We start from the raw sequence: 15,882 nt of genomic DNA on the forward strand, positions 1-15,882 counted from the left end.
GGCGCACGGAAGGAACCAGCAAAGATGCAGATCCTCAAAGCCAGGCACGGCAAGGTGGCGCTCGCCGCCGCGGCCGCCGGCGCGCTCGCCCTCTCGACCGCCGCGTGCGGCGGCGACGGCGACCCCGAAGAGGCGGGGACCAACGCCGACGGCCAGATCGTCCTCACCGTCTCGATCTTCGGCAACTTCGGGTACACCCAGGCCGGCCTCGAGGCCGAGTACGAGGCCGCCAACCCCGACATCGACGTGGTCATCGAAGGCGACGGCGTCAACTTCGACACCGAGTACCGCCCCAACCTGGAGACCGCCCTCGAGACCGGCTCCGGCGCCGGCGACGTGATCGGCATCGACGAGCAGGCGTCGCCCCAGCTGTTCAACAACTCCGAGCACTGGTACGACCTCACCGCCGACTACAGCGACCGCGAGGCCGACTACACCGCCAACACCTGGGGCCTCGGCCACACCCCCGACGACAAGCTCGTCGGCTTCGGCACCGACATCGGCGGCATGGCCATGTGCTACCGCTCCGACCTGTTCGCCGAGGCCGGCCTGCCGACCGACCGCAACGAGCTCGCCGCCCAGTGGGCGACCTGGGACGGGTTCAAGACCGTCGCGCAGACCTTCGTCGACTCCGGTGTGGACGCCGCCTTCCTCGACGGGCCGACCCAGCTGCAGAACATGCTGCTGAGCCAGCTCGCCGGCCAGGGCGACGGCCAGATGTACGTCGACGACGAAGGCGGGCTCACGCTCGACTCCGCCGCCGCGACCGAGTCCGTCGCCACCGTCCTGGAGCTCCAGGAGATCGGCGCGATCGGCAACTTCGCCTCGTGGAGCGAGGAGTGGAACGCCGGCATGGTCGAGGGCGGCTACGCCGTCATGCCCTGCCCCGCGTGGATGGCCGGCGGCGTGATCCAGCCGACCTCCGGCGAGGAGAACGCCGGCAAGTGGGACATGGCCCCCGCGCCCGGCGTCGCCGGCAACTGGGGCGGCTCCTTCCTCGCCGTGCCCGCGCAGTCCGCGCACCCGGAGGAGGCCGCCGCGCTGGCCGCGTGGCTGACCGCCCCCGAGCAGCAGGTCAAGGTGTTCGAGGCCGTCGGCAACTTCCCGTCCTCGCCCACCGCGCAGGCCGACCCGAAGGTCGCCGGCTACACCAGCGACTACTTCTCCGGCGCCCCCATCGGCGAGATCATCGGCGCCTCGATCCAGTCGTTCGAGCCGCTCGAGTACTCGTACTACCACCCGCCGGTCAAGGGCGCGGTCGAAGGCGTCCTGAACGGCGTCGCCGACGGCACCTTCACCGCGGACCAGGCCGCCGAGGAGATCCAGAAGGCCGCTGAGGAAGCGGTCGAACTGGCCGGCTCGGGCCTGTAGCCCCCGGCGGGTCCGGCCCGGAGGAACCCTGCCTCCTCCGGGCCGGACCCCGGGCCCGGCGGCGCTCCGGCGCCCCGGGCCACGTGCCGCCGCACGGGCCGGCGGCGAGCGGTTCCCGGCATCCGCTCGCCGCGACCCCCAGGACCGGCCCGCACCCCCGGGCGGCACCGTGTCGGCCCGCCGCGCCCCAACCCGCGGCGGGCCGGCTCCCACCCGGACCGCACCCGGACCGGCACCGCGGTACGGCAGCCGCGGACCCGCCGACGGCGGTCCGCACGGAGAACCGCAGGCGGGCGGCGCGGCAGGCGTCACCGCGACCGTCCCAAGGAAGGCCCTCATGACCACCCGCAACGCCGCACCGCGCCTGACCCTGCGCGAGCGGCTCAACCGCGCGGACGTGAAGTTCACGCCGTACGCGCTGGTGTCGCCGTACTTCATCCTCTTCGCCGTCTTCGGCATCTTCCCGATGGCGTACACGCTCTACGCCTCGCTCCACGCCTGGAAGCTCGGCAGCCCCACCCGCGAGTTCGTGGGGCTCGACAACTACGAGTTCCTGCTCACCACGTACGACCGCTTCAACTGGTCCGTGGTCAACACGCTCGGCATGTTCATCATGGCCACCGTCCCCCAGCTCGTCGTGGCCCTCATGGTCGCCAACGCCCTGAACAAGCGGCTCAAGCGCCCGATGCTCTGGCGCATGCTCATCCTCGCGCCCATCGTCACCTCCGTCGTCGCCGTCGGCGTCATCTTCGCCCGCATCTGGGGCGCCGAGTACGGCATGGTCAACGGCTTCCTGGAGCTCATCGGCCTCGAAGGCGTCGACTGGCAGACCGGCCGGATCTCCTCCTGGTTCGCGATCTCCTCGATGATCGACTGGCGCTGGATGGGCTACAACTCGCTCATCTTCCTGGCCGCCATGCAGACCATCCCCAAGAACCTCTACGAGGCCGCCACGGTCGACGGCGCCTCGCCCCGCCAGCAGTTCTGGCAGATCACGATCCCCCAGCTCAAGCCGGTCCTCATCTTCACCGTCTTCGTCTCCTCCGTCGGCGGCATGACCCTGTTCGTCGAGCCCATGATGTTCGGCTCCGGACGGCTCACCGGCGGCGCCGACGGCCAGTTCCAGACCACCGCGATGGTCCTGGTCGACATCCTCCGCACCCACGGCAACTACGGCATCTCCGCCGCCGCCGGATGGCTCCTGTTCGCCGTGATCGGGATCGTCGCCGCCCTCAACTTCCTCGTCGTCAACCGCATCCAGGGGAACAAATGAGCACCGCCACCGCCCCGCGCCCCACCGCACCGGTCGCCGAGGACCCCCGGCCGCCGAAGCCGCCGCGCCGCAGGAAGGCCAAGGCCCCGGTCGAGTCCGACGGGGTGTTCGCCCCCACGGTCATGACCCGCGTCGGCCTCGCGTTCGTGGCGCTCCTGTCGATCTTCCCGCTGTACTGGATGGTCGTCATCGCCTCGCGCGTCAGCTCCGACGCCTCCGGCTTCCCGCCCGCGCTCCTGCCCGGCGGCAACCTCGGCGAGCACATCCAGACCGCGCTCGCCAGCGACGAGGCCAACCTGCTGCTGGGCCTGCGCAACTCCCTCATCATCACCGGCACGGTCACGTTCTCGGTGGTGCTGCTGTCGACCCTCGGCGGCTTCGCGTTCGCCAAGCTGCGGTTCCGCGGCTCGAAGTTCCTCATGGGCACGGTCCTGTTCTCCATGATGGTCCCGCTCCAGCAGCTCGGCGTCGTGCCGCTGTACATGGTCATGGTCGAACTCCAGTGGCTCGACACCCTCCAGGCCGTGATCCTGCCGTTCCTCATCAACGGCTTCGGGATCTTCATGATGCGCCAGTACGTCGAGCAGTCGATCCCCGACGAGATCATCGAGGCCGCCCGCATCGACGGCGCGACCACGTTCGGCATCTGGTGGCGGATCGTGCTCCCGGCCCTGCGCCCGGCCATGGTCGTCCTCGGCCTGCTCACGTTCATGCTCAACTGGAACGAGTTCCTGTGGCCGTTCATGGTCCTCAGCGAGCAGAACCCCACGATCCAGCTCGCGATCCGTCAGATCTCCACCGCCACCTGGGCGGCGGACCTCTCGATGATCTTCACGGGCACCTTGATCTCGATCATTCCCATCGCGATCCTGTTCGTCGTCTTCGGGCGGCAGATCGTCCACGGCATCATGGAAGGTTCTGGCAAGTGATGATCAACGAAATCGAAGGGGCGGCCGCACTGGCCGCCCGGTTCCCAACCGGGTTCACCTGGGGTGCGGCGACCTCCTCCTACCAGGTGGAGGGCGCCACCGGCGCCGACGGGCGCGGGAGGTCCATCTGGGACTCGTTCGTGAACGAGCCGGGCCGGGTGGTCGACGGCTCCAACGGCGACACCGCGATCGACTCCTACCGCAACATCGCGGGCGACGTCGCCACCATCAAGTCCCTCGGCCTCAACAGCTACCGGTTCTCCCTGTCGTGGCCCCGGATCTGCCCCGACGGGGACGGGCGGGTCAACCCGGCCGGCCTGCGCTACTACTCCGACCTCGTCGACGCCCTGCTCGCCGAGGGCATCACCCCCTGGATCACCCTCTACCACTGGGACCTCCCCCAGGCCCTGGAGGACCAGGGCGGCTGGCCCGTGCGCGAGACCGCGCTGCGCTTCGCCGACTTCGCCCTCATCGCGCACACCGCCCTCGGCGACCGCGTCAAGCACTGGATCACGGTGAACGAGCCGTGGTGCGCGGCGTTCCTGGGCTACGCCTCCGGCGAGCACGCCCCCGGGCGGCGCGAGCCCTCGGAGTCCATCGCCGCGGCCCACCACCTCATGCTCGCCCACGGCCTCGCCGCGCGCGCGATCAAGGCCGCCGACCCCGAGGCGACCGTCAGCATCGGCATCAACTTCTACCCGATCCACGCCGCCAGCGACGCCCCCGGCGACCTCGACGCGGCCCGCCGCGTCGACGGGGTCCAGAACCGCTGGTTCACCGACGCCGCCCTGCGCGGGGCCTACCCCGAGGACGTCGTCGAGGACTTCAAGGCCATCACCGACTTCGACTTCATCCGCGACGGCGACCTGGAGACCATCCACGCGCCCGTCGACGTCCTGTCGGTGAACTACTACAGCCGCTTCACGGTGACCGGTAACGGGGGCTCCACCTCGGCCTCCGCGGCCCCCACCGGCGCCGGCTCCGCGTGGCCGGCGAACGAGCACATCGGCTTCGTCCCGGCCGGGCTCCCCGTCACCGACATGGGCTGGGAGATCGAGCCCGCGGGGCTCACGGAGGTCCTCACCCGCCTCCACCGCACGTACCCCGAGGTCGGGCTCGCGGTGACCGAGAACGGCGCCGCGTTTCCCGACAAGCTCGACGAGGGCCGCGTGCGCGACCCCGAGCGCCTCGACTACGTCCAGCAGCACCTGGGCGCCTGCGCCGACGCGATCGACGCCGGCGTCCCGCTCGTGGGGTATTTCGCCTGGTCGCTCGCCGACAACTTCGAGTGGGCGTGGGGCTACACCAAGCGGTTCGGCCTCGTGTACGTCGACTTCGAGACCGGCGAGCGCACCGTGAAGGACTCCGGACGCTGGTACGGCGACCTGGTGCGACGCGCGCGTTCGAATCGTGAGGCAGAATAGTTCCACGCGACAGAGCCCGAGGTGATGCACGATGACCGAGACCCGACTAGCTCCGGGTGAACCGCCCGCCGAGCGCACCGGCCGCAGGCGCAGCGGCGGCCGGCCCACGCTCGACACGGTCGCGCGCCATGCCGGCGTCGGCCGGGGCACGGTCTCCCGCGTCATCAACGGCTCCCCGAAGGTCGCCGAGGACACGCGCGCGGCGGTCCTGGCCGCGATCAAGGAGCTGGGGTACGTCCCCAACCAGGCGGCCAGGACCCTCGTGACCCAGCGGACGGACACCGTCGCGCTCGTGGTCACCGAGTCCCAGGAGTGGCTGTGGTCCGAGCCGTTCTTCGCGGGGGTGCTGCGCGGGATCACCGAGCAGCTCGCCGAGGAGAACATGCGGCTCATGCTCACCTTCGCGCCGCGCGACGGCAACCGCACCGACCTCGAGTCCTACCTCATGGGCCAGCACGTCGACGGCGTCATGATGGTCTCCAGCCACTCCGGCGACCCGCTGCCGGAGCGCCTGGAGGACGCGGGCATCCCGATCGTCCTCTGCGGCACCCCGGTGGGCTTCCGGCCCGTCGCGTACGTCGACTGCGACAACCGCTCCGGCGCCCGCCAGGCGGTCGAGTTCCTCGCCGAACGCGGCCACCAGCGCATCGGCATCATCGCCGGCCCCCAGGACATGGCCGTCGGCGTCGACCGCCTCAACGGCTACCGCGACGGCCTGCGCGGCCACCGCCTCCCCGTCGAGGAGGGGCTCGTGTCGGTCGCCGAGGGCTTCGACGAGGCCAGCGGCATCAAGGCGGCCCGGCACCTCTTCGACACCGCCGGGCACCTCGACGCGGTCTTCGCCAACTCCGACCCCCTCGCCATCGCGACCCTCCGGGTCGCCCGCGAGCGCGGCATCCGCGTCCCCGAGGACCTGGCCCTGGTCGGCTTCGACGACTCCCCCCTCGCCGAGGTCGCCGACCCGCCCCTCACCACCGTCCACCAGCCGACCGAGACCATGGGCCGCGAGATGGCCCGCCTCCTGTGCGGCCGCATCCGCGGCGAGGAGGCCGGCCCCCTCGTCACCATCCTCGGCACCCGGATCGTCATCCGCGAATCCGCTTAGCGCACAAGGAAAGGGCCCGGCTCCATTCGGAGCCGGGCCCTATCCTCATGCCTTAGGCGATGGCGTTCGCCCAGGTCCAGCCGGTCACGAGGGTGATCCGGGTGGTGAAGCCGCCGGTCCCGGTGCCCTGGTACAGGTAGACGCGCCCGTCGGCCACGCGGCGGGCGATCCAGTCGCCGTGCCCGTCGCCGTCGAAGTCCCCGACGGCGGCGACCTGGTCGTACCCGGTCCAGTTGCAGCTGACCTGCACGCCGGCCTTGAGCGTGCCGTCGCCCTTGCCGCCGTAGAAGTACATGCAGTCGTTCGACGAGCGGATCCCGATCACGTCGGCGTGGCCGTCGTGGTCGAGGTCGCCGGGCGAGGTGATCTCCCGCATGCCGTTCCATCCGGTGCTGAACTGCACCTTCGCGCCGATCGTGCCGTCGCCCCGGCCCGGGTAGAGCCAGAGGTAGCCGGTGGCCTGGTCGCGCCCGACGATGTCCGCGAAGCCGTCGCTGTCGAAGTCCTGACCGGACACGACGGCGCTCATCCCGTTCCACCCGGACCCGATCCGCAGGCGCCGCGCGGGGTCGTACCCGCCGGTCCCGTCCCCGCGGTACAGGTACAGGATCCCGCCGGAGTCGCGGCCGAGCAGGTCCGCGAACCCGTCGCCGTCGAAGTCCCCGGCGGTCTCCAGCAGCGTCAGGCCCTTGAGATCGATGCCCCAGGTCCCGATCGGACCGAACCCGGTCGACCCGTTCCCGTTGTACACGTACAACTTCCCGTCCGAGCCCCGCCGCGCCAGCACGTCGGAGTTCCCGTCGCCGGTGTAGTCGTAGGTGCGGTCGTCCGCGGCGGACGCGAGGCGGCTGCCGCCCCACCCGGTCGCGACGGTCTCGCCCTCGTGGAGCGCGGTCCCGTCGCCGCGGAGCGAGTGCAGTTCCAGCTCCCCGGTGCGGGAGTCGATCGCGACCAGGTCCTCGGCGTTGTCGCCGTCGACGTCGCCGACGGGGGTCACCTGGCGGTAGCGGTCGGTCCCGGTGCCGTCGAGGCCCGCCGGGACGGCGACCCGGTCGCCGAATCCGCTGCCGTTCCCGAAGTACAGGTAGTGGCCGCCGGTCCGGGCGTCGCGGGCGAGGAGGTCGTCGTAGCCGTCCTCGTCGAGGTCGCCCGCGGCGGTGACCGCGTCGAAGCCGCCCCAGCCGCTGGCGATGGCGGTGCCGGTCCCGAAGGTGCCGTCGCCCTTGCCCGGGTAGGAGTAGAGCCTGCCGTCGGACTGCTTGACGGCGAGCAGGTCGGCCCTGCCGTCCCGGTTCACGTCGGCACCGGAGGTGAAGGCGCCCGTGGTGTTCCAGCCAGCGCTGATCAGCACGCGGGTGCTCCAGCCGCCCGCACCGTTCCCCGGGTACAGGTAGAGGCTCCCGGTGCGAGTGTCCCTGCCGAGGAGGTCGGCCCTGCCGTCGCCGTTCAGGTCGCCCGCCATCGCGGCGTCGACGCCGCCCCAGCCCGCGCCCTTGGAGACACCGGCGTCGAAGGTCCCGTCGCCGTTCCCGGCGTGGAACAGCATGTGCCCGTCGGCCTCGCGGACGGCCATGAGGTCCTGGTGTCCGTCGCCGTCGAAGTCGTTGCGCGAGTACGTCGCCGGAACGGAGACCGAGGCGAGGTCCTGGTTGTTCGCCTTGTCGTACAGCGAGACCGGCAGCTCGAGGCCCGTCGACTCCAGGGTGACCGGGAACGTCGCGGTGGACTCGTCGGTGAACCGCACGGTGAGGGTCTCGGAGCTGCCTTCGATCTCGCAGCCGGAGTAGAGGCAGTGGAGGGTCAGGTACCGCCAGTCGGCCGGGAAGCCGTCGTCGGCGACCTCGACGGTCACCTCGAACTCCTCGCCCACGTATCGCTGCCGATCGTCGACGTCGAGCACGACCACCTCGGGAGCGGCCGTGTCGACGGCGATGCTGCACGGCATCGGCGTGTGGGTGAAGGCGCCGTCGGCGGAGGTGAAGGTGTAGGTCACCTCGTAGCGGCCGTCGGGCAGCGGCGCCTCGGGGCTGTAGAACGGGGTGGTCGTGCCGAGCACCAGGTCGCGCGGGGCCGTGGCGAGCGCGGTGGCACCCGTGTCGTCGCGGAACGTCGCGGTCCAGGAGAGGTCGAGCGCCGCCGTCAGACCGTCCCAGTCGTCGACCTTGAACCCGCCGTACTGGGGTGTCGCATCGTTCGAGTACGCGGTCAAGGCGGTGCCGGTGCTGCAGACCCGCTGGGCCGCCCCCTTGAAGTCGAGGCCGCGGATGTCGCGGACGACCTCGAGGCGGGCCGAACCGCCGTCGAAGCGCGCGGTCTCCTCGCTGCCGAGCATCGCCAGGTTGAACGAGGAGGGGTCGGGGATCGGACCGGTGATGTCGTAGACGGCGGTGCCGTCGATGCACTCGCCGCTGGCGGCGGGACTACCCTCGGTGTCGCGGTACTTCCAGACGTGGCCGGCGTGGTAGCCGTCGACCGACGTCGCGGACAGGTCCGGTGCGACGCATTCGGCGCCCGCTGCGGCGTCGATGCTGAAGGTCGCCGACACCAGCGGATAGTTGAGCCACGCGGCGCCGGCAGGGTTCAGCGTGGTCCTGCCCGGCACCTCGAAGTCCCAGTAGCCGGCGGCCTCGTGCACCTCGGTGCATTCGGGGTCGGCGAGCAGGTCGCAGTACGGGCCGACCACCAGGTCGCCGGCCTCGCCCGCCGCGGTGAAGTACGGTTCGTCGAGACCGGCCCCGCCCCGGTAGATCGGGAGCGTCTGCGCGGCGGAGGTGACGGCGCCCCACTCGTTGACCTGCCGGTTGACCGAGATCCATTCGGTGGTCACCGCCAGCGGGAACGCGAGGTCCGCGATCGGCTGCGTCGGGGGCCACAGGACGACGGTCTCGGAACCGTTGGAAGTCTGGTGGACCCGAACCGTGAGGCCGGTGCCATCGGCATCCCGGATCTTGAACGGAGTGAGAGCGCCGATGTGGGGATGGGTTCCGAAGTCGCCGTATGTGAGGACCGAGAAGAGCCCGGGGAAGCGGCTGAAGGTGCCGATGTCGCTGCTGACCGTCAGCCCCGACGCGAGCGCGTCCCATGCTTCGGGGCCGTCGACGGTGAAGCGGAGCTGGGTGGTGGAGACCCCGGCCTCCACGGTGAGGTCCAGGCCCGGAGTGAGTTCGCCGTAGGTCGCGGTGGTGCCGGAGTACTCGGGCACGGGCTGCTCGCCGACCCAGTCCAGCGCGGCCGCCCCGTCGGTGAGCAGTGGACCGTCGGTGTCGGTGCGGCTCAAGCCGACGGGCCACGGAGTGCCGTCCACGACCAGTGCATCCCCCGACTCCACGAGCACGGGGTCCGCCGTCTCTCCGGCGCTGTCGCCCTGCACCGGGCCGGCGGTGCCGACGTAGCGGAGCTGCCACTGCGGGGTGACGTACGTGGTCGCGTACGGCGAGGACTCCGCTTCGAGGCGCACTTCGACGTCGCAGGCGGTCGCGATGCGGAGCGCGGCGGCGAGGCCGTCGGCGGAGGGGAGACTGCCCAGGGCCGAGCAGTCGACGGCGTCCTGCGCCGAGGCGGTGCCGGGAGCGGCGAGGAGGGCCGCGGCGGCCACTGCCGTGGCGGTCGCCGCGGCGGCTCTGCCGAGGCCGCGCCTGCGCTTCAGGGGAGGGGTTTCGCTCATTCAGATGTCCTATGGGGTTGTCGGGGGTCGCGGGCCGGGGTGCGGCTTCCTTTACACGCGGTGCGGTTGGAACCGGTTGCACGCGAAGGGGTCGCCTGTTCGCGGGGCGGTTCGGGGAGTGTGCTCGGCGATGCGGTCCGGCGGACCGGCCGTCGGCGCTTTCGGCGCGGCGTGCGGGCTCGGCAGTGCCCCGCGCGGTGCGGTCGGGCCGGGTGCAGTCGCGTTCGACATGGTGGCTACCGACCAGTAACATGTATCGTGATCGGCAGCACCACTGTCGTCTGACAACACGTGTGACAGCACCGTCGAGAGGTCGCCATGGGAGTCGTCCAGATCGTCACGGCCGTGATCGCGTTCGCGTACACCGCGCTCGCCATCTGGCTGTTCGTCCGCGCCGGGCTGGGGATGCTCGCGCTCGTCAGGCTCGGCGCGCCCGACCTGACCCGGAAGGGCGACCGCGGCACGCGGGTGAAGACGATGCTGCGCGAGTCCCTGGGCCACACCAGGATGCTCCAGTGGCACTGGGTCGGCCTGGCGCACTGGGCCGTGTTCTTCGGGTTCTTCCTGCTGTTCCCGGCCCTCCTCCAGTCGTACTTCGAGGTCCTCAACCCGCACTGGGCGCTGCCGGTCGTCGGGCACTGGAGCCTGTGGCTCCTGGGCTCGGAGATCCTGACGGTGCTCACCGGCGTGGCGATCCTCGGCCTGTTCCTGGTCCGGATCTTCCGGCTGCCGCGCGCGAACAAGGTGCCCCCGCAGGGCACCGCCTCGGACGCCGGGCAGCGGCGCTCGTCGTCCCGGTTCGAGGGCTCCCGGCAGTGGATGGCCTTCTACATCGAGGCCACGATCTTCACGATCGTCCTGTCGCACATGACGATCCGCACGTTCAAGGTCGCCCTGGGGGACATCGAGCACGAGTGGACCTCGCCGGTGTCCTCGCTCGTCGCGGGGATCTGGGACGGCGCCTCCGAGGACTCGCTGCTGACGGCGATCACGCTGGTTGCGCTGCTCGACATCCTCGTCTCGTGGACGTTCTTCCTCATGCTGGCTCTGCACCCGTCGATGGGCATCGGCTGGCACCGGGTGACCGCGTTCTTCAACATCTACTTCAAGCGGAACGCCGACGGCGCGGTCTCGCTGGGCGCCGCGAAGCCGATGCTCGTCAAGGGCGAGCCGGCCGATTTCGAGACGGCCGACCCGGAGACGGACCCGTTCGGCGTCAGCGTGATCACCGACTTCTCGTGGAAGGGCCTGCTGGACTTCTCCACGTGCACCGAGTGCGGCCGCTGCCAGTCGCAGTGCCCCGCATGGAACACCGGGAAGCCGCTGTCGCCGAAGAAGCTCATCACGGACCTGCGCGACCACCTGTACGAGCAGGCGCCGTACCTCAAGGCCGCGGCGATCGCGAAGGAGCGCGGCGGCACGGCGCTCGCGAAGGACGGCATGGAGATCGAGCCGATCTCGATCATCGGGTCGGTCATCGACCCGGACGTGCTGTGGTCGTGCACGACCTGCGGCGCGTGCGTCGAGCAGTGCCCGGTCGACATCGAGCACGTCGACCACATCCTGGACCTGCGCCGGAACATGGTCATGATGGAGTCGGACTTCCCGGCCGAGGCCCAGACGATGCTGCGGAACCTCGAGAACAAGGGCAACCCGTGGGGCGAGAACCCCTCGCAGCGCCTCAAGTGGGCCGAGCCGCTCGACTTCGAGGTGCCGATCGCCGAGGCGGGCGGCGATTGGGAGTACCTGTACTGGGTCGGGTGCGCCGGCGCGTACGACCCCAAGGCGCAGAAGACCTCCCGCGCGGTGGCGACGCTGCTGCACGACGCGGGCGTCAAGTTCGCGGTGCTCGGCGAGGCCGAGACCTGCACGGGCGACTCGGCGCGGCGCATCGGGCACGAGTTCATGTACCAGATGCTCGCCGAGCAGAACGTGGAGACGCTGAACGGGGTCGGCGCGGTGAAGATCGTCGCGACCTGCCCGCACTGCCTGAACACCATCGGGAACGAGTACGAGGACCTCGGCGGCAACTACGAGGTCGTGCACCACACCGAGCTGCTGGGCGACCTGGTGCAGGCCGGGAAGATCACGCCGGTCGAGCAGCACGAGGGCACGCTGACCTACCACGACCCGTGCTACTTGGGCCGCCACAACCGGATCTTCACGCCGCCGCGCGAGCTGCTGGGCTCGTTCTCGGAGGTCACGGAGATGCCGCGCAACGCCGAGAAGTCGTTCTGCTGCGGCGCGGGCGGCGCCCGCATGTGGCTGGAGGAGCCGATCGGAAAGCGCGTCAACCGCGAGCGGGCCGACGAGGCGGTGGCGACGGGCGCGAACACGGTGGCCGTGGGCTGCCCGTTCTGCTCCACGATGCTCCGCGACGGCGTCGCCGACGCGGGCCGCGAGGACGTCGAGGTCATCGACATCGCCCAGCTCCTCGCCAGGAGCCGCGAGGTGAAGGCCGAGAAGGCGGGCACCGCCGCCACCGAGTAGCCGGGCGGTTCGGGCGAGCTGTCCGGGCGGACCGTTCGGACGGGCGGTTCGAGCAGGCGGTCCGGGCTGGCCGGGACAGCGGGCCCGCCCGGCGGATGACCAGGCGAATCGAACAGAAGCACCGAAGCATGTCGGACCCCCGTGCCACCCTTGGCATCGGGGGTCCTTCGTCTGTCCGTTTTGAAGGCTGACGCCTGGAAACGCCGTCGAGGCACCGCGGTGGTCCACTGGACCGCCGCTCCGGCCCAGCCCACCCCGCCGACGCGCGTGGCGCCCTGGCAGCAGGCCAAGGACGAGGCCGTCCGGGTCGCCCACCCCGCCTACGCGCGTGGCGCCCTGCCGAAGTGCTCCCGCAGCAGGGCCGCGGACTCGGCTTCGAGGATGCCGGCGTAGACGTCGGGGTTGTGGTTGAGGCGGGGGTCGCGGACGACGTCCCACAGGGACCCCACCGCGCCGGTCTTCGGTTCCCAAGCGCCGAAGACGATTTCACCCACCCGGGCGAGCACCGCAGCGCCGGCGCACATCGTGCACGGCTCCAGGGTCACCACGAGCGTGCAGCCCTCCAGCCGCCAGCCGTCGCCGTGGACGGCGGCGGCGGCGCGCAGGGCGAGGATCTCGGCGTGCGCGGTCGGATCGCCCAGCGCCTCGCGGGCGTTGGCGGCGACGGCGAGTTCGCGCCCGTCGGGTCCGACGACGACGGCGCCCACAGGGAGGTCGGGCCGCGGGGGGACCGGGTCGGGATCGGCCTGGCGTGCCGGGCTGCCTGGCCGTCCTCGATCCTCCCGGCCCGCCGAGAGGCCGGTGCCGCGCGCCGCGTCGAGGGCGCGCCGCATCCAGTGCTCGTGGACCTCGCGGCGGGACTGCATGGGGGCTAGGCGCCGGTGGCGTCTTCCAGGGCCTCGGCGAAGCCGATCGACTTGGCGACCTCGGAGACGACGTCGGAGGGCATCATGCCCTCCTTGGCGCACAGGGCCAGCAGGGTCGAGCCGGGCACGCCCAGGTCGCCCAGGAGGTCCGCCTCGCCGACGGGCTCGGCGTCGAGCTCGGTCGGGCGGGCCGCGATGGACTCCTCGTCCTCGGAGTCGATCTCCTCGGTGTCCTCGGGTTCGAGGTCGCCCAGCAGGGCCTCGCCCAGGCGCGACTGCGACGCGTATTCGGCGTCGGAGCCGAAGGTGCGCAGGTCGTCGCCGTTGTCGAGGCGCATCACCGTCAGGTACTCGTCGTCGGCGTCGACGAAGAGCAGCGTCAGGTCGGCGTCAGGGAAAGCCTCACGCATGGCCTCGGCCGCGTCCTCGACGTCGGCAACAGCGTCGAGGTCGACCTCAGCGGCCTCCCAATCGTCTCCCTCGCGGCCCACAGCCACAGCGAAATACGACACGATCCGTCCCCGTCTTCTCACTCAATGGAACCAGCGGCCTGCGGCAGCTGTCCGAACGACCTACTGAAGGATGTGGCGGCCCGCGGTCGATGTAACCACAGGATCCAATCGCCGGTCAGCAAAAGATACAGCTCGCACGAGAGGCCGGTGACCCCAGCGGCCGTCCCTGCGACTGCGGCAACGCCGACCGCCGCCCCGCGGTCACCGTAGCGCGCCAGCGAAGCTGCGGCGACAGCCCCGATCGTACTCGCGGCCAAAGTCACCCAGGCGAAGCCCGCCCCCGTCAGGGCGCCGCCGTCCGCGCCCTTGGCATAGGCCAAGAGCCACAACAGCACCCACAGGCCGGACAGGGCGGCGCCGGCGGCCACCGGGCCGACCCGGACGGGGTGGGGCTCCCTCCAGCGGGGGCGCCCGGTGCGCGGCGGGGGCGCTTCGGGCCCGGTCCAGGAGGTGGGCCCTATGGGTCCCTCATGCATACGTGACAGGGTACGCAGGTGGAGGCGGCGGCGGGGCGAGCGGCAGCGGCATGACCGGCTGCGCGGGGGGCTCGATCGCGCGCATCTGGCCGTCGGGGAAGGCGACGTGGTAGCGGTGCCCGTCCCACAGCGCGGGCGGGGTGCGCGGGTCGCGGCCGACGTAGCCGGTGCGGGCGGTGTTCATGCGCTGCACGCCTTCGTGGACCTCGCGTTCGCTCCATGGCGCGCCGATGCTCGCGAGGTCGTACTGCTCGGCGACGTCGGAGGCGGCCCTTTGAAAGTCCTTCATGGCGGCCTCGCCGGGCTTCCCGGCCCAGCGGAGGGCCCAGTCGCGGGCGGCGGAGCGGCGGGAGAACGTGGCGAGGGACGCGAGCTCGGGCGGGGAGATCTGGGCGGCCGCCACGAGCGGGGCGAGGGCGGTCTGGGTGCGGCGGGCGTCGGCGGCGCGCAGCCACAGGGCGGCGCCGACCATGGTGAAGAACAGGGGCGCCAGGAACGCCGGGTAGAGGGCGAACCAGAGCGCGGGCATGTCGAGGGCGACGCCGAGGAGGCTCGAGCCGTTCCAGAGGGCGTGGAGTCCCATGCCGCACAGGAGCATGCCGATGATCCAGACCGCCTGGCGGCCCTTGCGTCCGGGGAGGCGGGCGGCGCGGCCGAGGCCGATCGCGGAGAGTCCGGTCATGAGCGGGTGGGCGAACATGGTGGCGAGGCCGCGGACGACGACGAGGATGGTGACCTGGGCGATGCCGGCGGCGTCGTCGAGGGAGGCGCCGAGGACGTAGGTGCCCGAGGCGTAGAGGACGTTCTCGGAGACGGCGAAGCCGGCCCCGGCGAGTCCGCAGTAGACGATGGCGTCGAGGGTGCCGGTGAGGTGGCGGCGGGCCGTCCAGTAGACCAGGAGGGGGCCGAGGAGCTTGGCGATCTCCTCGATGACGGGCGCGGAGACGACGGCGGCGAGGCCCTGGTCGAAGCCGTTGCGGTCGAGGAGGACGGCGATGCCGGTGTTGACGCCGAGGGCGATCGCGGTGGCGACGCAGGCGCCCCAGCCGAAGCAGAACGCGAGGACGAGCCAGGGGCGGCGGCGGTAGCGGCCGAGCCACAGGAACGTGCCGACGAGGATCGGGGCGGGCAGGAGCGCGGCGATGAGGCCGACGGTGGCGGCGCGGACGCCGGTGCCGTCGACGATGGCCCAGCCGAGGACGAGGAGGCCGCCCGCGAAGAGCGCGACGGCGCCGGTGACGGTGAGGGCCCGGTTCTTGCCCGCGACGCCGGCCCAGCCGAGGGCGATGCCGACGATCGCGAGGCCGCCGGCGACGGCGAGGACGGTCAGGAGTGTCACTGCCGCTTCGGAGAGGGCGGAGGTCATCGGGCGGGCTCCTGGTCGGGGGCGGCGTCCGGTCCGGGTTCCTCGGGGTCTTCGCGGATGACGAAGTGGTCGCCGATCCCGGAGACGGCGAGGAGCCGTTTGAGGAAGTCGCCGAGGTTCGCGAGGACGAGGACGGCGCGCGAGCGAGCGGCGGCGCGGGCGAGGATGACGAGGGTGCCCAGGCCGCGCGAGTCGCAGAAGGTCACGCCGCGCATGTCGAGGACGACCCGGACGGGGTCCTCCGCGAGCGCGGCGTCGACGGCGCCGGTGAGACGCGGGGCGGTGTGCAGGTCGATTTCGCCGGTCAGCGCCACGATCGTCTCGTTCGACTCGCGGTATACCGAGATGTCGAGCTTCTGGTGCACCACGGCACAACCCTAGCCGGTTTTCCGCCGCGACAGGAGAC

At 71.5% G+C, this 15,882-nt stretch carries 11 protein-coding genes; 6 read left to right on the forward strand and 5 right to left on the reverse strand.

All coding sequences use genetic code 11. The features are described from left to right. Window positions 1-24 precede the first annotated feature (24 nt). The 5 genes from BLS99_RS12005 (at window position 25) to BLS99_RS12025 (ending at window position 6,102) form a co-directional block, all read left to right on the forward strand. Window positions 25-1,371 carry an ABC transporter substrate-binding protein gene (locus BLS99_RS12005; RefSeq protein ID WP_091049282.1) on the forward strand — a complete coding sequence of 449 codons (1,347 nt, stop codon included), beginning with the start codon at window positions 25-27 and terminating at the stop codon, window positions 1,369-1,371. A gap of 337 nt (window positions 1,372-1,708) precedes the next feature. Next, window positions 1,709-2,644: a carbohydrate ABC transporter permease gene (locus BLS99_RS12010; RefSeq protein ID WP_091049286.1), complete on the forward strand. Its 936-nt coding sequence runs from the start codon at window positions 1,709-1,711 to the stop codon at window positions 2,642-2,644. Next, window positions 2,641-3,573: a carbohydrate ABC transporter permease gene (locus tag BLS99_RS12015; protein WP_091049288.1), complete on the forward strand. Its 933-nt coding sequence runs from the start codon at window positions 2,641-2,643 to the stop codon at window positions 3,571-3,573. The genes BLS99_RS12010 and BLS99_RS12015 overlap by 4 nt, the downstream gene beginning before the upstream one ends. After that, a complete protein-coding gene (locus BLS99_RS12020; RefSeq protein WP_091049290.1) occupies window positions 3,573-4,997 on the forward strand; it encodes a GH1 family beta-glucosidase in 1,425 nt (474 codons plus the stop codon). Before BLS99_RS12015 ends, BLS99_RS12020 begins: the two co-directional genes overlap by 1 nt. 31 nt (window positions 4,998-5,028) lie before the next feature. Continuing rightward, window positions 5,029-6,102, forward strand: a complete 1,074-nt coding sequence (locus BLS99_RS12025) for a LacI family DNA-binding transcriptional regulator (protein ID WP_091049292.1) — start codon at window positions 5,029-5,031, stop codon at window positions 6,100-6,102. A 52-nt stretch (window positions 6,103-6,154) separates the two neighbouring features. Here the strand turns inward: BLS99_RS12025 and BLS99_RS12030 are convergent, their stop codons facing one another. After that, entirely contained in the window at window positions 6,155-9,766 is a 3,612-nt protein-coding gene (locus BLS99_RS12030) for an FG-GAP repeat domain-containing protein (protein ID WP_091049295.1), read from the reverse strand. 318 nt (window positions 9,767-10,084) lie between these two features. Between BLS99_RS12030 and BLS99_RS12035 the strand changes: the two genes are divergently transcribed. Then, complete coding sequence (locus BLS99_RS12035) at window positions 10,085-12,256, forward strand: (Fe-S)-binding protein (protein WP_091049299.1); 2,172 nt, start codon at window positions 10,085-10,087, stop codon at window positions 12,254-12,256. Between the two features lie 320 nt (window positions 12,257-12,576). Here BLS99_RS12035 and BLS99_RS12040 read toward each other — a convergent pair whose 3' ends face one another. From BLS99_RS12040 to BLS99_RS12060, 4 genes are all read right to left on the reverse strand, one after another. After that, complete coding sequence (locus BLS99_RS12040) at window positions 12,577-13,122, reverse strand: nucleoside deaminase (protein ID WP_091049302.1); 546 nt, start codon at window positions 13,120-13,122, stop codon at window positions 12,577-12,579. A gap of 5 nt (window positions 13,123-13,127) precedes the next feature. Then, window positions 13,128-13,634, reverse strand: coding sequence for a tRNA adenosine deaminase-associated protein (locus BLS99_RS12045; protein ID WP_091049306.1), 507 nt, complete (start codon window positions 13,632-13,634; stop codon window positions 13,128-13,130). Window positions 13,635-14,102: 468 nt separating this feature from the next. Then, window positions 14,103-15,476 carry a PrsW family intramembrane metalloprotease gene (locus tag BLS99_RS12055; protein WP_091049315.1) on the reverse strand — a complete coding sequence of 458 codons (1,374 nt, stop codon included), beginning with the start codon at window positions 15,474-15,476 and terminating at the stop codon, window positions 14,103-14,105. Continuing rightward, a complete protein-coding gene (locus tag BLS99_RS12060) occupies window positions 15,473-15,844 on the reverse strand; it encodes an STAS domain-containing protein (RefSeq protein ID WP_091049318.1) in 372 nt (123 codons plus the stop codon). The genes BLS99_RS12055 and BLS99_RS12060 overlap by 4 nt, the downstream gene beginning before the upstream one ends. Between the last annotated feature and the right edge of the window lie 38 nt (window positions 15,845-15,882).

The organism is Glycomyces sambucus, from assembly GCF_900102815.1.
In the GTDB taxonomy this organism is placed as follows: Bacteria; Actinomycetota; Actinomycetes; order Mycobacteriales; family Micromonosporaceae; genus Glycomyces; species Glycomyces sambucus.